21 protein-coding genes and 1 riboswitch are annotated in these 19811 nt (G+C 39.7%); of the genes, 10 read left to right on the plus strand and 11 right to left on the minus strand.

The window, feature by feature from the left end; all coding sequences use genetic code 11:
* Positions 1 to 163: 163 nt before the first annotated feature.
* From ACZSMY_RS02455 to ACZSMY_RS02475, 5 genes are all read left to right on the plus strand, one after another.
* Positions 164 to 1711 (plus strand): rhomboid family intramembrane serine protease, encoded by a 1548-nt coding sequence (locus ACZSMY_RS02455; RefSeq protein ID WP_465147441.1) that lies wholly within the window; start codon positions 164 to 166, stop codon positions 1709 to 1711.
* Positions 1712 to 1849: 138 nt separating this feature from the next.
* Positions 1850 to 3295: a spore germination protein gene (locus ACZSMY_RS02460; RefSeq protein WP_042536315.1), complete on the plus strand. Its 1446-nt coding sequence runs from the start codon at positions 1850 to 1852 to the stop codon at positions 3293 to 3295.
* 67 nt (positions 3296 to 3362) lie between these two features.
* Positions 3363 to 3575 carry a YqgQ family protein gene (locus ACZSMY_RS02465; protein ID WP_042534778.1) on the plus strand — a complete coding sequence of 71 codons (213 nt, stop codon included), beginning with the start codon at positions 3363 to 3365 and terminating at the stop codon, positions 3573 to 3575.
* The gene (locus ACZSMY_RS02470; RefSeq protein WP_042534775.1) at positions 3568 to 4527 is read left to right on the plus strand and encodes an ROK family glucokinase; all 960 of its coding nucleotides are present in this window, start codon (positions 3568 to 3570) and stop codon (positions 4525 to 4527) included. Before ACZSMY_RS02465 ends, ACZSMY_RS02470 begins: the two co-directional genes overlap by 8 nt.
* A 220-nt stretch (positions 4528 to 4747) precedes the next feature.
* Positions 4748 to 6688 (plus strand): LTA synthase family protein, encoded by a 1941-nt coding sequence (locus ACZSMY_RS02475; RefSeq protein ID WP_193063933.1) that lies wholly within the window; start codon positions 4748 to 4750, stop codon positions 6686 to 6688.
* A 584-nt stretch (positions 6689 to 7272) separates the two neighbouring features.
* On the opposite strand, the gene ACZSMY_RS02480 is transcribed toward ACZSMY_RS02475, so the two are convergent.
* Positions 7273 to 7446, minus strand: coding sequence for a DUF2759 family protein (locus tag ACZSMY_RS02480; protein WP_084612994.1), 174 nt, complete (start codon positions 7444 to 7446; stop codon positions 7273 to 7275).
* Between the two features lie 142 nt (positions 7447 to 7588).
* Between ACZSMY_RS02480 and ACZSMY_RS02485 the strand changes: the two genes are divergently transcribed.
* Positions 7589 to 8218: an MBL fold metallo-hydrolase gene (locus ACZSMY_RS02485; RefSeq protein WP_042534771.1), complete on the plus strand. Its 630-nt coding sequence runs from the start codon at positions 7589 to 7591 to the stop codon at positions 8216 to 8218.
* Positions 8219 to 8305: 87 nt separating this feature from the next.
* On the opposite strand, the gene ACZSMY_RS02490 is transcribed toward ACZSMY_RS02485, so the two are convergent.
* The 8 genes from ACZSMY_RS02490 to comGA all read right to left on the minus strand — a co-directional run bounded on the left by ACZSMY_RS02490 (position 8306) and on the right by comGA (position 12525).
* Positions 8306 to 8548: a DUF2626 domain-containing protein gene (locus tag ACZSMY_RS02490; protein WP_040985302.1), complete on the minus strand. Its 243-nt coding sequence runs from the start codon at positions 8546 to 8548 to the stop codon at positions 8306 to 8308.
* Between the two features lie 153 nt (positions 8549 to 8701).
* Positions 8702 to 9070, minus strand: coding sequence for a hypothetical protein (locus ACZSMY_RS02495; protein ID WP_193063932.1), 369 nt, complete (start codon positions 9068 to 9070; stop codon positions 8702 to 8704).
* Positions 9042 to 9509, minus strand: coding sequence for a competence type IV pilus minor pilin ComGF (gene comGF, locus ACZSMY_RS02500; RefSeq protein WP_193063931.1), 468 nt, complete (start codon positions 9507 to 9509; stop codon positions 9042 to 9044). Before comGF ends, ACZSMY_RS02495 begins: the two co-directional genes overlap by 29 nt.
* On the minus strand, positions 9460 to 9798 hold the full coding sequence (locus ACZSMY_RS02505; RefSeq protein WP_042534765.1) for a hypothetical protein: 339 nt from the start codon (positions 9796 to 9798) through the stop codon (positions 9460 to 9462). Before ACZSMY_RS02505 ends, comGF begins: the two co-directional genes overlap by 50 nt.
* The gene (gene comGD, locus ACZSMY_RS02510) at positions 9782 to 10213 is read right to left on the minus strand and encodes a competence type IV pilus minor pilin ComGD (protein ID WP_193063930.1); all 432 of its coding nucleotides are present in this window, start codon (positions 10211 to 10213) and stop codon (positions 9782 to 9784) included. The genes ACZSMY_RS02505 and comGD overlap by 17 nt, the downstream gene beginning before the upstream one ends.
* On the minus strand, positions 10200 to 10505 hold the full coding sequence (comGC, locus tag ACZSMY_RS02515) for a competence type IV pilus major pilin ComGC (protein ID WP_042534761.1): 306 nt from the start codon (positions 10503 to 10505) through the stop codon (positions 10200 to 10202). Before comGC ends, comGD begins: the two co-directional genes overlap by 14 nt.
* Before the next feature lie 12 nt (positions 10506 to 10517).
* Positions 10518 to 11558, minus strand: coding sequence for a type II secretion system F family protein (locus ACZSMY_RS02520; protein ID WP_042534758.1), 1041 nt, complete (start codon positions 11556 to 11558; stop codon positions 10518 to 10520).
* Positions 11527 to 12525 carry a competence type IV pilus ATPase ComGA gene (gene comGA, locus ACZSMY_RS02525; protein WP_465147442.1) on the minus strand — a complete coding sequence of 333 codons (999 nt, stop codon included), beginning with the start codon at positions 12523 to 12525 and terminating at the stop codon, positions 11527 to 11529. The genes ACZSMY_RS02520 and comGA overlap by 32 nt, the downstream gene beginning before the upstream one ends.
* Positions 12526 to 12673: 148 nt before the next feature.
* On the opposite strand from comGA, the gene ACZSMY_RS02530 reads away from it, so the two are divergent.
* Positions 12674 to 12868 carry a YqzE family protein gene (locus ACZSMY_RS02530; protein ID WP_042534755.1) on the plus strand — a complete coding sequence of 65 codons (195 nt, stop codon included), beginning with the start codon at positions 12674 to 12676 and terminating at the stop codon, positions 12866 to 12868.
* A 5-nt stretch (positions 12869 to 12873) separates the two neighbouring features.
* On the opposite strand, the gene ACZSMY_RS02535 is transcribed toward ACZSMY_RS02530, so the two are convergent.
* Together ACZSMY_RS02535 and ACZSMY_RS02540 are read right to left on the minus strand one after the other, a co-directional pair.
* Complete coding sequence (locus ACZSMY_RS02535) at positions 12874 to 13665, minus strand: YqhG family protein (protein WP_332093747.1); 792 nt, start codon at positions 13663 to 13665, stop codon at positions 12874 to 12876.
* The gene (locus tag ACZSMY_RS02540) at positions 13649 to 15313 is read right to left on the minus strand and encodes a DEAD/DEAH box helicase (RefSeq protein WP_042534749.1); all 1665 of its coding nucleotides are present in this window, start codon (positions 15311 to 15313) and stop codon (positions 13649 to 13651) included. Before ACZSMY_RS02540 ends, ACZSMY_RS02535 begins: the two co-directional genes overlap by 17 nt.
* Positions 15314 to 15473: 160 nt before the next feature.
* Positions 15474 to 15563: riboswitch (glycine riboswitch) on the plus strand.
* A gap of 234 nt (positions 15564 to 15797) precedes the next feature.
* Between ACZSMY_RS02540 and gcvT the strand changes: the two genes are divergently transcribed.
* The 3 genes from gcvT to gcvPB all read left to right on the plus strand — a co-directional run bounded on the left by gcvT (position 15798) and on the right by gcvPB (position 19785).
* A complete protein-coding gene (gene gcvT / locus ACZSMY_RS02545) occupies positions 15798 to 16901 on the plus strand; it encodes a glycine cleavage system aminomethyltransferase GcvT (protein ID WP_212929468.1) in 1104 nt (367 codons plus the stop codon).
* Positions 16902 to 16982: 81 nt separating this feature from the next.
* Positions 16983 to 18332 (plus strand): aminomethyl-transferring glycine dehydrogenase subunit GcvPA, encoded by a 1350-nt coding sequence (gene gcvPA / locus ACZSMY_RS02550; RefSeq protein WP_256704805.1) that lies wholly within the window; start codon positions 16983 to 16985, stop codon positions 18330 to 18332.
* A complete protein-coding gene (gene gcvPB, locus ACZSMY_RS02555; RefSeq protein WP_332093746.1) occupies positions 18325 to 19785 on the plus strand; it encodes an aminomethyl-transferring glycine dehydrogenase subunit GcvPB in 1461 nt (486 codons plus the stop codon). Before gcvPA ends, gcvPB begins: the two co-directional genes overlap by 8 nt.
* Positions 19786 to 19811 lie beyond the last annotated feature (26 nt).

Genomic DNA, 19811 nt, shown 5'->3' on the forward strand with positions numbered 1-19811 from the left:
CCCTCTTTGTCGGCGAATCGAAACGAGAGCTTACTCAGGATGGTAAGACAGGTGTGCTTTACGAATCTGTTTAAAAATTATCTTTGCACCCTGGTTTACTGCAAACGGAAAATTGTACCTGATTATAAATATTTGGTATGCTTCAAAGAGGGGAGGATGATTTATGGACATACCTATGCAATATCGGGCGTATGAGCTGGTGAATAAATTAACAACACAAGGTTTTCGAATTATTGCCGGTGACTATAAAACGGATGAAATCTGGCTGGAGCGCAAAGCTGACAGAAAATCCGCTATTATTCGAGTGAAACCGCAAACGTTTGATTGGTCGAATCACCTGCGTCAGGATTCGCAGATTGCCTACCAGCAGATGCAGCGGATCAGGCAGGCTATTGCGAGCTCAAATGCTGTCTTCTATTCAATTTATATCGCAGAAGAACTGCCGGTGGATGATTGGGAAGACGTAAAGCACCCGCGGGGAGAAGGAACAAAGAAAGCTCCAAAGATGCATACATATTATCTTGCTGAAGCAAATGAAGAGGAAGAAATCAGTCAATTAAACCATGATCTACATATTTCATTATCTTCGGATAGAGAAAAGTATGTAACAGAAACTGATAAAGAAACTGCCGCAAAGCGCATGAAAGATGTTTTATTTCAAGAAATACAGGAAGAAATGGAGAATCATAAGAAAATATTTTCATTTTCGAAACCGTTGTTTACATACATATTGATTGCTTTCAACGTACTCATTTTTATTTTTCAAATAACCAGCGGAGAAATGGAGAATACACAGCATTTAATTGATATGGGGGCAAATTTTAATCTGCTTGTCATGGAAGGAGAATGGTGGAGATTCTTCACATCGATGTTTTTACATTTAAATTTTCTTCATTTGATGATGAATATGCTTGCTTTATTCTACCTTGGCGCAGCCATTGAACAGATATTCGGGAGGATCCGGTTTCTTTTTATTTATTTCCTGGGCGGTTTAACAGGTTCTATTGCAAGCTTTGCTTTTTCTATCAATGTGTCAGCAGGGGCATCGGGCGCTATATTCGCTCTGTTTGGCGCACTTCTCTTATTTGGGTTGATTTATAAGAAAATCTTCCTTCAGACAATGGGCTTTAATATCATGCTTATTTTAGGGATAAACCTTGTGATTGGATTTACTATTCCTGAAATCGATATGGGAGCGCACCTTGGCGGACTGGCCGGCGGGTTTTTGATTGCTGCAGCAGCCTATGTCCCAAACAAAAAAAATAAAAAGAATCAGCTGCTTGCTTTGGTTGGTTTTGTTGTGCTAAGTCTTGGATTGTTTATTTATGGCTGGTCTTTCAATTCTTCATCTCCAGAGTTGAAATTAATTGAAGTAGAGATGCAATTAGAAGAGAATCATTTTAACGAAGCCATTTCCATTGCAACAGAAGCTTTGGATGATACGAATGATGAGACGCTGATACCCTATTTCCTTTTCCATCGTTCGTTTGCGTATATTCAAGAAGGAGAGTATACAGATGCTGCAGAGGATTTGGAAGAGGCTGTTCAATACGACCATAGACTGCCGCAAATGTACAATAACCTGGCCGTTTTATATTCAAGGCAAGGCGCAAGTACCGCAGAAATCGAAGCTATTATTGATGAAGGCTTATCTCATTTTCCAGATGATGAAGAATTATCCAAGCTGAAGGATGATTTGCAACCTTACTGATTAAAAAACCAGACTGCTGAACGTGAATGGCAATCTGGTTTTTTAGTGTGTTTTAAATGATGTAGCATGTATAGATTTCATCTGGTGATATAAACTATCTACATCCTATGATATAAGGTGATAAAATTGACCAATCAGATGAAAAAAGTAGCTTCAAGTTTAGAAACCAATGTTTCTTATCTAAAGTCTTATCTGGGAGTGGATAAAAGCTTCGACATAATTAATTTAGACTTAAACTATGCCGGGAAGGATATGGCTATGTTTATGGTCGACGGGTTTGCAAAAGACGATATCATGCTTTATATTATGCAATCGCTGCAAAGGCTTCAGCCGAATGAGCTGGATACCGATACATTACGAAAATTAATGAAGAGAGATATTCCCTATATTGAGCTGGAAGAAATGAAAGAAATGGATAAAATAGTCGATTTTATCCTTTCTGGAGCCACTGTTTTATTTGTGGATGAAATGGATAAGGCAATTATCATTGATGCAAGAGAATATCCGGCAAGGTCTCCAGAAGAGCCTGATTTGGAAAGGGTTGTCAGGGGCCCCCGTGATGGATTTGTGGAAACCCTCGTATTTAATACGGCATTAACCAGGCGCCGGGTCAGAGATCGCTCCTTAAGAATGGAGTTTACACAGGTAGGCAGACGCTCTAAAACAGATGTGGTTATCAGTTACATAGAAGATATAGCTGATTCCAGACAGGTGGAGAGGCTGAAAGAGTTACTTGACGGCATAGATACAGACGGGCTGCCAATGGCAGAAAAGTCGATTGAAGAATTTTTTAGCCGCCGATATTGGAATCCCTATCCGGCGGTCCGTTATACCGAGCGGCCTGATACAGCCGCTTCTCATCTGTTAGAGGGTCATATCGTGCTTATTATTGATGGCACTCCCAGTGTGATGATTACGCAGACAACATTCTGGCAGCATTTGCAGCATGCAGAAGAATATCGTCAAAAACCGAGTGTCGGAGCGTATTTACGAATTGTTCGGTTTATTGCCATTTTTTTTTCTCTTCTCCTCCTGCCGTTATATTATTTATTTTCAGTACAGCCGGAGCTGCTGCCGGCAGCATTTGATTTTATCGGACCGGAAGATTCAGGTGTTATTCCATTGCTGGTTCAATTTTTAATCGCCGAGCTGGGCCTAGATATTTTAAGGATGGCATCGATTCATACGCCATCAGCACTGGGAACGGCTCTTGGCCTGGTTGCTGCAATCATGATTGGCGAGGTTTCGGTAGAAGTCGGCTGGTTTTCCCATGAGGTGGTTTTATATATTGCGACGGCAGCCATTGGCTCGTATGCCACGCCGAGCTATGAATTAGGGATGGCCAACCGCCTTGTCCGCTTATTTTTATTATTTACAACGGCTTTGTTCGGTGTCGGCGGATATGTTGTCGGTGTAACCATTTGGCTGTTATTTTTAATAAAAATGAGAACGTTGGATACGCCTTATTTCTGGCCGCTGGTTCCATTCTCCGCAAAGAATATGCGTGATACCTTTATTCGTTTTCCATTACCAGAGAGACATCTGCGTCCATCCATATTACGGCCGAAAGATCCAGATCGTTGATTCGATTTGGGTCTTTTTCGCATTTCCCATTTTCATGCCCTTTTGGTATAATGTTTTTGGTGATAGCATGGAGAATATACACGATGTACGAAAACTGCTGTTGAAGTTTGGTACTTTTATTTATACAGCAGATCGTTTAGGTGATTTAGAATTAATGATAATGGAAATAAATGAACTATATGAATGGAAATTGATCAGTGTAGAGCAATTTCAACAAGCGTTATTGCTTCTGAAAAAAGAGATAAGAGAATATAAAAAGGGGACGGAAAACAATGAGTGAACTATTAGCAGGCGTAGATATCGGCGGTACGACCGTTAAAATTGGATTTATTACAAAAAATGGAGACATCATTGAAAAATGGGAAATCCCTACGGATTTAACAAATGAAGGGGTCCATATCATTCCAGATATTTGGGCAAGCATTGAATCAAAATTACAGACGCCGTCATTCAAGGATGCTTCTATTAAAGGAATTGGCGTCGGAGCACCGGGCTTTGTAGATGCGCATGCCGGTATTATTGCAGAAGCTGTAAATATTGGCTGGAAAGATATTCATTTAGCGGAAGAGCTTGAAAAACTGGCGAACGTTCCCGTTTATGCTGAGAATGATGCCAATATTGCCGTATTAGGAGAGAACTGGGTCGGTGCAGGGAATCAATCCAGAAATTTAATTGCCATCACACTTGGTACAGGGGTTGGAGGCGGAATTATCGCAAATGGGTCCATCTTAAATGGTGCCAATGGAATGGCTGGTGAAATTGGCCATATTGAAGTATTAGAGAATGGTTATTTATGCAACTGCGGTAAAAGAGGATGCTTAGAAACTATTACATCAGCAACAGGCATCGTCAGACAGGGAATGGAAAAGGTGCAGACAAATCCGGACTCCAAATTGGCGAAATTATTTCAATCAGAGGGAAGTATTACCACGCAGCATATTTTTGAGCTGGCAAAACAGGGAGACCAGGCTTCCAAGGAGATTATTGACTATACCGCAGATGTTTTAGGTAAAGCGATGGCAAATATGTCAATGATTATTAATCCTTCCAATATTTTGATAGGCGGCGGTGTTTCCAATGCAGGGGATTATTTAATCGATGCTGTTACAAAAGCATTCAGAAAACACGCACTGCCAAGGATAAGCGAGGTATGTACGATTAAAGTTTGTCAGCTCGGCAATGATGCAGGCATTATCGGCGGAGCGTATCTGGTATATGAAAATAATAGTTAATTGATTTTCAGACTTGATTTTTTTAGATTATCTACTAAAATAGTAATTTATGAACGGGTATTAAAATAAAATGATTTAATGTGAAACCTTTTGCTTGCCAAATCGTATGAAAAAGATGTAGAATTCATTAATTGTAGGTTTACATTAGTTTATAAAATGGGAAGAAGTATGTTAAAGGATAAACTCGAATTCCTGTTTTTATTATTTAGGAGAGGATATAATGAAACGATTTAAAAAGCCAAAGATACCGCTCTATGTCATAGCGGCGTTACTTCTTGGCCTGAAAACGTATATTGTCTATCGATTTGTATTTAATATTGAACTTGATAACTCCATGCAAGAATTAATTCTGTTTATTAATCCATTTGTGTCAGCATTCTTAATACTGGCATTAGGGGTCTGGTTTAAAAAGTCTTCCAGACAAATGAAATATATTCGGTATGCGATGCTGGCGATGTCACTGATTGTCTGGGCAAATCTGGTATTCTATCGCCAATTCACAGACTTTATCACCATCCCGCAATTATTTATGGGAAGCAATATGACAGATTTAGGATCCAGTATCTTAACTTTGATTAAGCCATGGGACCTTTTCATTTTTGCTGATGTGGCGATTGTCTGGTATATAAGTAAGAAATTTGCAGGAAGTTTATCTGTCTTGTACCCTAGAAGTGGAAAAGTCGGTGTTCTGGCGTTTTCATTAGTTTTACTTGCAGGTAACTTTTTCTTAGCAGAAATGGAAAGACCGCAGTTATTCACCCGTGGTTTTGATCGCGAATATTTAGTGAAAAATATCGGGCTGCTTAACTATCATGTATACGATGTAGTTGTTCATTCTAAAAATGAATCACAGCGTGTTTTTGCTGACGGAAATGAAATTCCTGAAATTCAGGAATTTATAGAAGAAAATGTAGATCATGAGCGCAGTGAAGAGATGAATGGTGTTGCGAAGGATAAAAATATTATTTTCCTTAATGCAGAATCATTGCAGCATTTTGTGATGAACAGTGAAGTTAATGGGGAAGAGGTTACGCCGTTCCTGAATGATTTAGCTCAAGATGAGGATACGTATTACTTTGATAATTTCTATGAACAAACTGGTCAGGGAAATACATCTGATTCCGAGTTCTTAGTAGAAAATTCATTGTACCCGCTGTCCCGCGGTGCTGTATTCTTTACCCACGGAGGAAATGATTATCATTCCTTCCCGGAAATGATTAAAGAAGCCGGTTATACTTCTTCCGTATTGCATGCGAACAACAAAAGCTTTTGGAATAGAGATGCTATGTATGACAGCTTAGAAATCGATGAATTCCTTGGTGAGGAATCATACGATGTCACACCAGAAGATTCTGTAGGATGGGGTTTGAAAGACAAACCGTTCTTTGAACAATCTATCCCGCTTCTGGAGGATTTGGAAGAGCCGTTCTATTCCAAAATGATTTTACTGACAAATCACTTCCCGTTTGAATTAGATGAGGAAGATGCAACAATTGATAAATTTGATTCCAATTCCAATACACTGAACAGTTATATCCCAACTGTCCGTTATATGGATGAGGCAATTGAAGAATTCTTTGATGAATTGAAAGAATCCGGTATGTATGAGGATTCCATTATCGTCATTATGGGTGACCATATTGGAATCAGCGCAAACCATAATAAAGCGATGGCCCAATATTTAGATCAGGATGAAATTACTCCGTATGATCAGGTGCAATTGCAGCGTGTACCATTATTTATCCACATCCCTGGAGACGGTAATGGCCAAGTAATGGATGAGATTGCCGGTCAAATCGACTTGAAGCCAACCATGTTGAACATGCTTGATGTCGACCCTGGCGAGGATATCTATTTCGGTAATGACTTATTCAGTGATGACAGAAAAGACTATATCGCATTACGTAATGGCGATTTTGTCAGTGATGATTATGTAAGTACAGCTGGAATCTGTTATGACCGCGAAACCGGAGAGCCAATGGATCAGGCCATTGAAGAAGAGACTGATTCTGAGGAAGAAGCAAGTGAAGAATTAGAACAAGTAGAAAGTGCTTGTGACTCCATTCAAGAACAAGTGGATACAGAGCTTTCTTATTCCGACTCCATCATATACGGAGACTTATTCCGATTTGTTGATTTTGGAGATGAGGAAGAAGAATAATAAAAACGATGCAGGTGATGAGCGCCTGCATCGTTTTTTCTGTATTAATTAATCAGCTGTTTCTATTGTTGTATTTTTGCTTTACAAATAATCTAATAAAATAAACAAAAACGATTGCTATAAATGCAATATTAAAGAATCTCGGCTCTTTCATAAAAGAATAAATAAAAACACAAAGAGTGATGAACATAATGATGCTGCCCAGCAGGTCTGCTTTAGAAAGTCGCATTTAATCACTCCTGGCTTCGTATTTATAATTACTTGCAAATGAGTATGTATAAAAGTGAAGATGCCTTAATCAGGCTTATTTTGCTTCCTGTGGTATTTTTTATTTTTACTATTTGGAGAACAGGCTTTTTTAAGATAAGAAAAATCAGGAGCACTATTAGACTTTTAAAACACAGTGTTGTTGTTAACGAGATAAACGCTGCGGGAAGTGGAGTGTAGTTCTGAATCCTGATATTACTCACTTCATGAAACCCGTTGAAGCGGCCGCCACCAACTTTTTAGATACTCCTAAAAGTGCAATAAAAAACAGACTCCTTTCATGTTATGCAACATAAAAAGAATCTGTCCGTTTCGTTTTAGCCCGTAATTTCTGAAATAATAGTCGCGATGGAGAAGAATCCAAAGACAACTGCAGTCAGAGCAGAAAATAACAGCGCCAGTATATTTTTATATTTCAACTGACGAATCACGGATACGACCGCTAATAGTGCAACTGCTAAAAATATAACTCCTAATATAATATGGCTCATCCGAAATTTTCCTCCTTTTCAACGTAATTATTCTTGTGTAAAAAGTCAGTATTTAATACTATGTAATTATCGTTAAACTATTTATATTTTATAGTATTTCCAAGTGTTTGTCGAGTTATTATAAAAGAATGGAGAGATAGGTATGGAAATTATTGCGATGCCGGTAGGTTTAGTCCAGGCAAATTGCTATATCGTTTACAAAAAAGAAGAAAAAGATGCTTTAGTTATCGACCCCGGCGGTGAACCGGAGAAGATTATTGCTGCCATTGAAAAACATCAGCTGAACGTGAGGGCAATATTACTGACCCATGCTCATTTTGATCATATCGGTGGTTTGGAAGGGATTCGGGAATTTACAAATGCACCGGTTTATCTTCATAAAGCTGAATGGGATTGGTTAGGGGAGCCTAAATTAAATGGATCAGCTAAATTAATGGGTCAGCCTGTAACTGCGCAAGCGGCAGATAAAGAATTAGAAGAAGGACCATTGGAAGCTGGCGGATTTTTCATGGAGGCATTACACACCCCTGGTCATTCGCCGGGAAGCATCAGCTTTGTTTTCCCTGAAGATAATTTTGCTGTTTGCGGAGATGTCCTGTTTCAACAGGGGATTGGAAGAACAGATTTAGTCGATGGAGATATAGATATTCTTGAGCATTCGGTAAGGGAGAAATTATATCGTTTGCCGGAGGATCTGACGGTTCTTCCCGGCCACGGGCCAGCAACGACAATCGGCTATGAGAAGAAAAATAATCCTTTTTTTCCGGCATAGAAAGGTAGTATCTTTATTGCGGGGACCAAAATTAAATAGAAAAAAGACCATCTATAATCCAATACAGATGGTCTTTTTTCGATGTTTTTAATGTCCAAATCCAGGTACCAGGATAAACTCAGAATACCAAGTATATCCAACAATAAATACCGTACAATATGCACCAAATAGATACATGTACATACGTTCAGACAGCTTTAAGTAACTCAGTGTAAGGAAAAACGCCGTTTGAACCAGGAATAATAGTGCAGTATTCAGCATGTCACCTACATAAAACATAACTGTAAAAATACCTGTCCAAAAGGCAAGAACACGAAACATGCGGTCCATGTCTTCCCCCTCCTTTATAGGTAACGTTCTCATAGTTATTATATACGAGCAAGAAAGGATTGTAAACGATTCTTAAAGATATCATGCCCAATTAGCATAGATTTAATTTCAAAACAATGAAAAATCATTCACATTAATGCTGAATCTGTCCTTTTATACGTAAGGGCGGGATAATCGATAAGTATGATTGCTCTCTGTCGGTTTGATTAAAAAAACGATATAAATTGTATTGTTTCTTTCTTTGTGAAGTGTTATGGTAACATCTCCTTGAGGAAAAACATAATCAGTCTGATAGGGAAAAGAAATCTCATCATCACCTGTTTCGTTCCGTAATTGCTGATATGCCATTTGAAAAAGTGTTTCTATTTCTATATGATACAGCTGGTTTTGAGCGACAGCTTTTGACGTATGGTAATGATAAAGCAAAAAGTGGATTGAAAGAAATACAATAAGAATTACCCAGACGACATGAAATAATAAAAACCCTTGCTGATTATGGATAATTGTAAATCGTTTTTTCATAAACGTCACCTGATTCTTTGGTAATGGTTAAATAAATGGCGTTTGCATGTTCTTCAAACGTAATATCAGCAACCTGACGAAGATAAATTTCATGGCCTAATCCATTTACCTGCCTGCGTACCGTATTATTGTAGAGGCTGACGCGGGCTATACTTTCTGTATGGTCGTTTCGATCGGCAGCACGGATATATAATTGATTATTCGCTACATGCGCAGAAGAGGAAGACATGACATCATAGTGTAATTGAGTGAAAAATTGTTGTACAGATAAGGCTTCCGTATTTGTTTGTTTCAGCTGCAATGCAGACAGAGCGTAAGATACAAAAGGCAGTGTTAATACCAGGACGGTCATAGCAACGAGCATTGAAATGAATGTAAAACCTTTTGTATTACTCCATAATCGCGTAAAGGCATTTACTCTCTTTTTTTTGTTTTGCATTAGTCCATTCAGCACATCCTTTCAGGTACTCACCTTCCAGCGAAAAAGAGAAGGCTGCAGGCGTCTGATATGGAGTTACGGTGTAGTAGTCCTGAAAAGGTGCCGCTCCCGCCAGCACGCCCTGCATGTCATCATGTAATTTACTTGTGATTTGTACTTTTTCAATGGAATTGTACTGTTCTTTGGCAATGATGGAGAGAAGCGGCAAAAGTATCGTGAGCATGGAGAATAGAAGCAGGGATGCGATTAAAGTTTCAAATAAGGTAAACCCTTTATCTTTTTTCCACATAGTATCTGCCTTTCCCTAACGGAAATACAATCTGATAAGGCTCTCCTGCCAAGCTTACTCGAATCGTCTGGGGGTTTTTTATAACCCCGCTGATGTAGAATTCAACATTTTTGGGAAATGAGGTTACTAACGAAAATTGAGCCGGATATTCCCGCTTGATTTCTCTGAATCGATCAAGCACAATGCTGTAGCTGTCCGGGTTAAACTTTAGTACATATGGGATATCGTTTTCCTGCGTGCCTGCTGTGCTTTGCAAGTAGAGCACATCCATTTCTAATGTATCAAAAAAATGCTGCAGCTCTAATTTTTCTATTTGCTCCACCTGCTGCCTTGGAATGAGTAAAAGAATAATCGACAGGATGGATAATGCGAATAATGCCTCAATCAGTGTAAACCCTCGTTCAGTTTGAAGCATTTACAACACCATTAGAAATGGAGAGCTCATTTCCGTTTGAGCATGTCCGCTGGTCTTCGGTGATATAATCAGCGCTTACCAGCTGATTCATACTGGAAGGTAAATTGCCTGTATCAATATGATAAGCATCTGCCTGAGCTTGTACGACAGAAATTAATGCATCACAGCCCTTCGAGTGAACATCCCCTGTTTTCTTTCCCAGATTCGGTATAATTAAAATCATTATTACCGAGATAACCATTAAAACTATCAACATTTCAATCAGTGTAAATGCTTTTGAACTTTTTAACATAAAACCGCTCCTTTACATTGTATTCATCAATTCAAACATAGGCGACATCAGACTAACGTAAATCAATATGATAAATGCGCCGATAATTGAGAAAAAAACCGGTTGGATATAAACAATGCTTTTTTGAAGCCGCTGATACATGGTATCAATCGAAATATCTGCATAGATAGCTAAATCCTTCGCCAGGCTTTTCGCATCCATATTAGAGGATAAAATATCCGTCAGATGACTCTCTAAAAATTCCATTGTTGTTAACAGTCCGTGAATGGTTCTTCCTTTAAAGTATTCCAGCTGCATCTGCTTCGCGTAATAAGAAATAATCGGGAGCTTAGTCTGCCGGGACATATAATTTAATAATTCCTTCATCGGCATTCCGGTTTGCAGGAGAGAGCTGTATAATGCGGCAAAGTGGAAGGATGTTTGTCTTTTTACGTAAGAGCGGTAGAGAGGCACTCGTTTATATATAGACAGTTTTGTTTCTAAAGAGATATTATTTCTTGAAAATAGCCAAACAAGTACAACAAGGGTGGAAAAAACAAGAAGAATTAGGAGAGAATATCCGAGCCATGCAGAAAGAAAAATAACAGTCTGCAGCAGCATGGGAAGCTCACCAAACATCAGCTGCTGGAAGGAAGGGATGACGCGTGAATAAATAAAAAATAACAGCCCGCTGAAAATTATCATTAATATAAGGGGATAACGCACTGTTTGCTGAAATTTACGAATGTAGTGAACGCGTTGCTGAAATAATTGATAGCAATGCTCGATTCGTTCATAAATATCTGCTTTTTCCCTTACTACAAAAAGGTAAGAGACAATGGAATGGTGGAAACCAGCCTGATCCATTGCTTCATCCAGCTGCTTTCCCGCTTCCAGATTACTTAAAACCTGTTTGGAAATGTGTTCTAACTCACCGTAATATTTCATTGCATCTAAGGAATGGACGAGGGTAAGGCCTCTGGAAAGCATGCGCTGCAAAACATGTAAAAATTGCAGCTGGGTGGTAATCGTTAACCTTTGATTATTGGGGAGAAATCGTTTCAGTAAAGCCATAAGCAAATGCCTTTCTTTGTAAATTTTTAAATTGCTGCTTTTCCGGGAGAGCTTGCAGGCTGCCTTCAATGGCTTTTGTCAGGTGGACGCCTTCAATCAATTCTCCGATAGCACTCCGCTGCTGTTTATTCTTTCTTCTGATTGGAATAAGGCGCAAAGCACCTACTCCAATCAGAATCTGATGAAGATCGGCTGTTTTGATACCCATCTCTTTCAAACGGAAAATCGTACCGACAGCATTCTTTGCATGCAGCGTACTAAGGACGAGGTGACCGGTCAGAGCAGCCTCTACGGAAAAGTGCGCAGTTTCTTTATCCCGTATTTCCCCGACCATCAGAATATCAGGGTCATGACGCAACGCAGCTTTTAATCCCGCTTGATAGGAAATACCTGCACGCTCATTTATTTGAACTTGCAGAATTTGCTTTATTTTTCTTTCGATGGGGTCCTCTAAAGAAATGATTTGACAAGGTCTTTCTTTCATTTCCGTTTCTAACAGGGAATATAATGTAGATGATTTCCCGCTTCCTGTTGCCCCGGTTATCAGGATAAGGCCCGATTCATGGCTCATCCATCTTCGCATTTGCTTTATTTGTTTTGGAAAAAGAAATAAATAATCCAGCGGTAAAGTGTCATTTTGAGGAAGAATCCGGATGGCAATCGTTTCTTGCTGATAATGAGGAAGGGTTGAGATACGAAGTGCATAATCTTTTGATTCGAAACTCCAGATCATCGTACCTGCCTGAGGCTTTCTGCTTTCACCGATATCCATATTCGCACTAAATTTAAAAAATGTTCTTAAAAGCTGATATTGCTTTGTTAAAATGGTCCGGATGAAGGTACGTTTTCCGTGGATGCGGAAGTAAATTTCTGTTTCCTGCTCATAGGGATAGAAGTGGATATCGGATGCATGCTGCTTCGTGGCCGACTGAAAGAGATCGTCAGATAATTTTGTGACGTGATTCATTAGCTCACCTCCTTTACAACTATTTCTGACATAACTTATAATTCGACATTCTTTTTAAATGTCCTTCTTTTTATCAAAAAAGAATAGAATTTTTTTAATTGTTTAAACTAAAAATAGAACGGTCTTCAAAAAGGAGCGATGATAGAGTATGAAAAGCAATGACTATATCCGTTTTCTGACAGAAGAAGCGGTGAAATACATGAACTTATCTTCAGAAGAAAAAGCAGAGCGCAAACAAAAAAAGAAGAAATCATCTTATCCGATCTATGGTAACAAATGGCTGGGGGTTATTCCTTTTTCCATTCAGTCCTGGTACCATGAAAGAAAAAATAGCCGGGATTAATCCGGCTATTTCTCATTCATTGTGGATGCAGTTAAGTAAAAAATCCCTCCGTTAATCACTTGAAATGTAATCATTGGTTTAAACCGCTTCTCCAATGCTTCTAATTCTTCTACATGCCTTGGATGATCAAGTTCATCCGCATAAAAATGCTTTAAGGTAGCTTTTTCCGATTCCAGCTGTTTGATAGATGCAGCAGCCCATGCGTTATCCTGGTTTTGAACATGTTGTAATAAAACGTTTTGAATACGGAGAAATCCGCTTTTGGGATTAATCATCGGCGTCAGTGTATAACAATAATCGGATATGGCTCTATCAAGCGGGATACGTTCTAAATAATCCATCATATTTAAAGCCATATGTCCATGAAGCAGCTGCAGGCCTACTGAAAATATTTCATCCCTATGCTGGACACCACGATAGCTGATTTTTATATTGACTACAAACCAAGGATACAGGGGAGTGTTTTCCGATGTGCGGACCTCCTCAAATAATCTGGTATAACGTTCTTTCTCCGTTAATTTATTAATAATTTGATGCAGTCTCGGACTCCCAAAATGAATCCATTCCCCTGGTTCACTCGCTTTCTCTTTGTCCGTAATCAGACGCAGCGCCTGGGGCTCTCCTTCCCGGCCGATTTTTTTAATGTAATGCCAGTAGAAAGGGCGGTTCATTAATTCTTTATCCATTTCCTCGGTAAGCTGGATATGGATTTGTCCCTCATCCTTAGAAAGAATGGTACAATGTTTGGTTTCAAAATAGCTGGTTAGAAAATCGGATAAATCAATTTGCTGTTCCATCTCTATATTGCTCCTCGTTTTGTATTTCCTGGTTTGCCTGCTCCATCACGTATTTCAAGTTATCAAGCTTAATACGAACTTCTCCGGCTGAAGTGGATTCCTGATAGATAGATTCTATTTCTTTCTCCATACTATCTACTTTTAACTCTGCTAAAATGGCATCTAAATTACCAATTACATTCTCAAACAAGTTTATTTTTTCGTAAAGCATGGACAATATATGCTCTTCAATCGTCTGTTTAGTGACAATGTTGTAGATATGCACATCTGATTCTTGACCAAAACGATGAATACGGCCAATTCGCTGCTCTAAGCGCATCGGGTTCCAAGGTAAATCATAGTTGATCAGATGATGACAAAATTGCAGATTAATTCCTTCGCCGCCGGCTTCGGTAGCAATCAGAACCTGTGCATGATCCCTAAATAATTGCTTCATCCAATCTTTTTTTCCTCGTTTAAAGCCGCCGCGAAAAGGTACCGAAGAAATACCATGTTGCTGCAGATACCATTGCAGATAGTACTGTGTAGCGCGATATTCGGTAAAAACAATCACTTTTTCACCATTCAGCGATTTAATCAGATTGGTTAATTCCTCCGCTTTGGGATGCTGCTCCAGCTGTTCAATGTTTCCGATAACTTCCTGAATAGCTTCATGATTTCCATCTTGGTCTAATTTCAGTAAAGAGGTAAAGCAAGCTTCTCTGGAAGAACAGAATTCACGTAAATAAGTGATTTTAGCAAAGGATGCCATTCCAAAAGACAGCTCCATTAATTGATGGTAAACCTTGTGATAGCTTTCTGGAAGAGAAGTCCAAATGGTTTGGATTTTTCTTTTAGAATTGTTTAAGCTGGTATCTTTCCTTGTATTACGGACCATTACCTGCTGGACAAGCTTCTTCAGATAAGGATCCTGCTCCATTTTTTTGCGGTCCTTTCCATATTTCTCTGTAAAACTTTTATAATTCCCTAAATGTCCAGGCTTTAAAAGGCTGACAAGATTAAATAATTCTAACAGCTTATTTTGTACCGGCGTAGCGGTTAATAAGAGACAATACTTTTTCTTTAATTCCTGGACAAACTGGTAGTTTTTTGTCTGCTCATTTTTTAGTTTATGAGCTTCATCCACCAGGATAAAATCATAATCTATATCTAAAATAGCCTCCCGATGCGGAGAACGCTTGGCGGAATCGATGGAAGATATAATAATTGGATTATCGTCCCAGCTGTAATTTTTACGATAGGCAATGGCAGGAATGAGAAATTTTTCGTTTAATTCTTTTTCCCATTGATTTACGAGAGAAGCCGGAACAAGAATTAATGCTTTTTTCACCAGCCCTCTTACCATATATTCTTTTAGAACCAGCCCTGCTTCAATTGTTTTTCCAAGTCCTACTTCATCCGCTAAAATGGCCCGGCCATGCATCGTTTCAATTACTTGTTCAGCAGCTTGTAATTGATGATCTAAAATATCCAGATGCGGCAAATATTCCAGCGCTTGCAAGCCATTGAAAGAAGGGCGCTTTGTTAAATTTGCAGCCTGATATGCCATACGAAAAAGCTCCCAATTTGTTAAATTATTTTCATCACGAAAGGCTGACTCTAAGCCGGTAATGAATTGATTGTCTTGTTGAATTTGAATAGAATCCATTTATTCGATGCACATCCTTTCGGGTAAAATATGGTTTTTCAATTACTTTTTTAAAGAGTTATGATATACTTTTGTCAAATAGATTTTCCTGCTAACATAATATATGATGAAGGATTATATATCCTTTAGTATAACCAACATGAATATATTCAATCAGCGGATGAATACAAGGGGAGAGCTTACAGTTTATGTAACGCCGAAGGAGCAAGTTAAGAGCGAATCTCTCAGGCAAAAAGACTCTTGTAGGACGCTACTCTGGAGAGCGTTTATAGGCATCAGCTGTCTATAGACCACCCACGAAGCAAATATTCACATGATGAAGACCGTTTTCTTTGTGAATATGCAACTTTCTGGTTTGCGGACAGAGACTTCTTTTAGGAGGAGTCTCTATTTTTGTGCTTAAAATCAATTTTTAAAAAAATCACCAGTAAATGTTATAAGGATGTTCATGTATTTCAATCAACCTTAGTGAGGAGAGAAGCAGATGAGTGAATTAAAGCGTACACCGATTTTTCCAGCTTATGAAAGGGTTGCCAAGACCATTGATTTCGGCGGATGGGATTTGCCGGTACAGTTTTCAGGTATTAAAGAAGAGCATGAAGCGGTCCGGACAAAAGCCGGTCTGTTCGATGTGTCCCATATGGGCGAGGTTTTGGTGAGCGGTCCGGAAAGCGTCCATTTTTTACAGACGATATTAACAAATGATGTAACAAAGCTAGTGCCAAACAAAGCACAATATACGTTTATGTGCTATAAAAATGGAGGAACAGTCGATGATTTAATTGTATATATGCTGGCTCAAAATGAATACTTGCTTGTTGTAAATGCTGCTAATACGGAGAAAGACGTTGCCTGGCTGCAGGAACAAAATAATTTCAATCCGAATGTTACCATAAAAAATGTTTCGGAAAATTATGCGCAATTAGCTTTGCAAGGACCAAAAGCGGAGCAGATTTTACAAAAGATTGTAAAAGAACCGCTTCAAGATATCTCTTTCTTTCGTTTTAAAAAGGATATCGAAGTGGAAGGAATAGAAGGAAAGGCCCTCATCTCCAGAACTGGTTATACAGGCGAAGATGGTTTTGAAATTTATCTTGATTCTGAAAATGGCAAATATTTGTGGAATATACTGCTTGAAAAGGGAAGGGAAGAAGGCATCCAGCCAATCGGTTTGGGAGCAAGAGATACACTGCGTTTTGAAGCGAATCTTGCTTTATACGGGCAAGAGCTGTCAGTTGATATTTCGCCATTGGAAGCTGGTTTAGGTTTTGCTGTGAAGCTGAATAAGGGAGTAGACTTCATCGGAAAAGAAGCACTTGAACAGCAAGCTGCTAATGGGACGGAAAGAAAGCTTGCAGGAATCGAAATGATTGATAAGGGCATTCCAAGACACGGCTATCCAGTGTACCAGGGAGAGAGCGAGATTGGTTTTGTTACTTCCGGTACACAGTCACCTACACTAAACAAAAATATTGGGCTCGTACTGATTCAATCTGATTCCGCAAAGATTGGAGCAGAGGTGGAGGTTCAGGTCCGAAAGCGCCGCTTAAAAGCGAAGGTGGTCGAGACACCGTTCTACCGTAGATAATCATCGTACATTTTCACAGGAAAAAGAGTTCGGGGAAAAAAGTTTCACTTTATTAGTGCAGTAAAATAAGGGGGAGAAAAGATGGAGTTTCGTTATTTACCGATGACCAGGGAAGATAAACAAGAAATGATGGAGACCATAGGGATAGAGAATACGGAGGAGCTGTTTGCAGATATCCCAGGCAGCGTTCGTCTCCAGAAGGAATTGGAGTTAAAAGAACCAAAGAATGAATATGCATTGATGAAGGAATTAACAGCGATGGCAAATAGAAACACATCCACGAAAGACGTTGTATCCTTTCTTGGGGCAGGTGTATATGATCATTACACACCTTCCATTGTTGATCATGTCATTTCGAAATCTGAATTTTATACAGCATATACACCTTATCAGCCGGAAATTTCCCAGGGAGAATTGCAGGCAATTTTTGAATTTCAGACAATGATCTCTGAACTGACAGCTTTACCAATCGCAAATTCTTCTATGTATGACGGAGGTACGTCTTTAGCAGAAGCAGTAAATCTGAGTGCCGCCCAGACCAAACGTAAGAAAGTGCTGGTATCAGACGCCGTCCATCCTGAATATCAACAGGTTATTCATACGTACGCGAAAGGACAGGAAGTTGAAATAATTCCGATTCCATTACAAAATGGAAAAACAGATCTCGTCCATTTGGAGGAACTTCTGAATGAGGATATTGCGGGTGTTGTCGTCCAATATCCGAATTTTTTCGGGCAGATAGAGCCAATGGAAGCAATCCAAAAGCTGTTAGAAAATCAAAAGAAGACCATGCTGATTGTGTCCAGCAATCCGCTCGCCCTCGGCTATCTGACTCCGCCGGGAGAATTTGGTGCGGACATTGTAACCGGCGACACGCAGGTATTCGGGATTCCAGCCCAATTTGGCGGGCCGCATTGCGGATATTTTGCAACAAGTAAAAAATTAATGCGCAAGGTTCCGGGACGTCTGGTCGGTCAGACAAAGGATGAAAATGGAGTCAGAGGCTATGTGCTGACGCTGCAGGCACGGGAACAGCATATTCGACGTGACAAGGCAACTTCCAATATATGCTCCAATCAGGCGCTGAATGCATTAGCAAGCTCTGTTGCGATGAGCTCTATCGGCAAGCATGGGATACGGAAAATGTCCGAAATGAATATGCAAAAAGCCCGTTATGCAAAGAAGAAATTGAAAGAAGAAGGTATTTCGATAGTTTATGATGGCCCATTCTTCAATGAATTTGTCATTCAGTTAAATCAGGACATTACTAAAGTAAATGCTGCATTGCTTGAAAAAGGAATTCTTGGCGGTTTTGATTTGGGAAAAATCGACCCTTCCTATCATGGTCAGATGCTTGTGGCTGTGACAGAAATTCGTACAAAACAAGAGATAGACCAACTTGCAAAAGAATTGAGGGATATGCATGGCTGATAAAAATTTTCCATTATTATTTGAACGCAGTAAAGAAGGGAGAACGAGCTACAGCTTGCCGGAATTGGAAATAGATGCCTTTGATTTAGAGGAAGAATTAGAGGACGTCTATATTCGCAAAGAACCTCCTAAGCTGCCAGAAGTAAGTGAACTGGATATTATTCGTCATTACACTGGGCTGGCATCCCGCAATTATGGGGTAGATTCCGGGTTCTATCCCCTTGGTTCCTGCACGATGAAGTATAATCCGAAAATTAATGAAGACATTGCGCGTCTGGAAGGCTTCAGTCATATTCATCCCTATCAAGATCCAAACACGGTGCAGGGTGCTCTGGAGATGCTCTATGATTTGCAGGAGTCATTAAAAGAAATTACTGGCATGCATGAGGTTTCATTACAGTCAGCTGCCGGTGCGCAGGGAGAGTGGACTGCATTAATGATGATTCGTGCTTTTCATGAGGCCAATGGGGATTATAACCGTACAAAAGTCATTGTACCGGATTCTGCCCATGGAACCAATCCGGCGTCTGCAGCAGTAGCCGGGTTTGAAGCAGTTACCGTGAAATCAAATGAAGAAGGATTAGTGGATCTGGATGATTTGCGGCGGGTTGTCGGGGTAGATACAGCAGCCTTGATGCTTACCAACCCGAACACGTTAGGATTATTTGAAAAAGATATTTTAGAAATGGCAGAAATAATACATGATGCCGGCGGTAAGCTTTACTATGACGGCGCTAATTTAAATGCGATTATGGGTTATGTCAGACCGGGAGATATGGGATTTGATGCAGTACATTTAAATCTTCATAAAACGTTCACAGGTCCGCATGGCGGCGGCGGTCCAGGCTCAGGACCGGTGGGAGTCAGCGAAGAGCTGGCAGCATATTTGCCAAAACCATTAATTATGAAGGAAAAGGACTCGTTTCGCTTTGATTATGACAGATCGCAGTCTATCGGCCGGATAAAACCGTTCTATGGGAATTTTGGTATTAACCTGCGTGCGTATACGTATATTCGTACGATGGGAGCAGAGGGCCTGAAAAAGGTCAGCGAATATGCCGTACTCAATGCGAATTATATGATGCGTCAGTTAGAAAAAGTATTTCAACTGCCTTATCCGCAGCATTGTAAGCATGAATTTGTACTGTCGGGGAGCATTCAGAAAAAACTTGGCGTCCGCACATTAGATATGGCGAAAAGGCTGCTGGATTTTGATATTCATCCACCTACCATTTATTTTCCGTTGAATGTGGAAGAAGGGATGATGATTGAGCCTACTGAAACAGAATCGAAAGAAACGCTCGATTCCTTTATTGATATCATGACCCGTATAGCAAAAGAAGCAGAAGAAGACCCGGAAACTGTACAGGAGGCACCACATCATACAATTGTGAAGCGGATGGATGAAGCAACCGCTGCACGTAAACCAATCCTGCGGTACGAAGAATCGTAAACCATCATAAAAGCTGATTCAGAGGT

Source organism: Oceanobacillus sp. B139/18 (assembly GCF_055524595.1).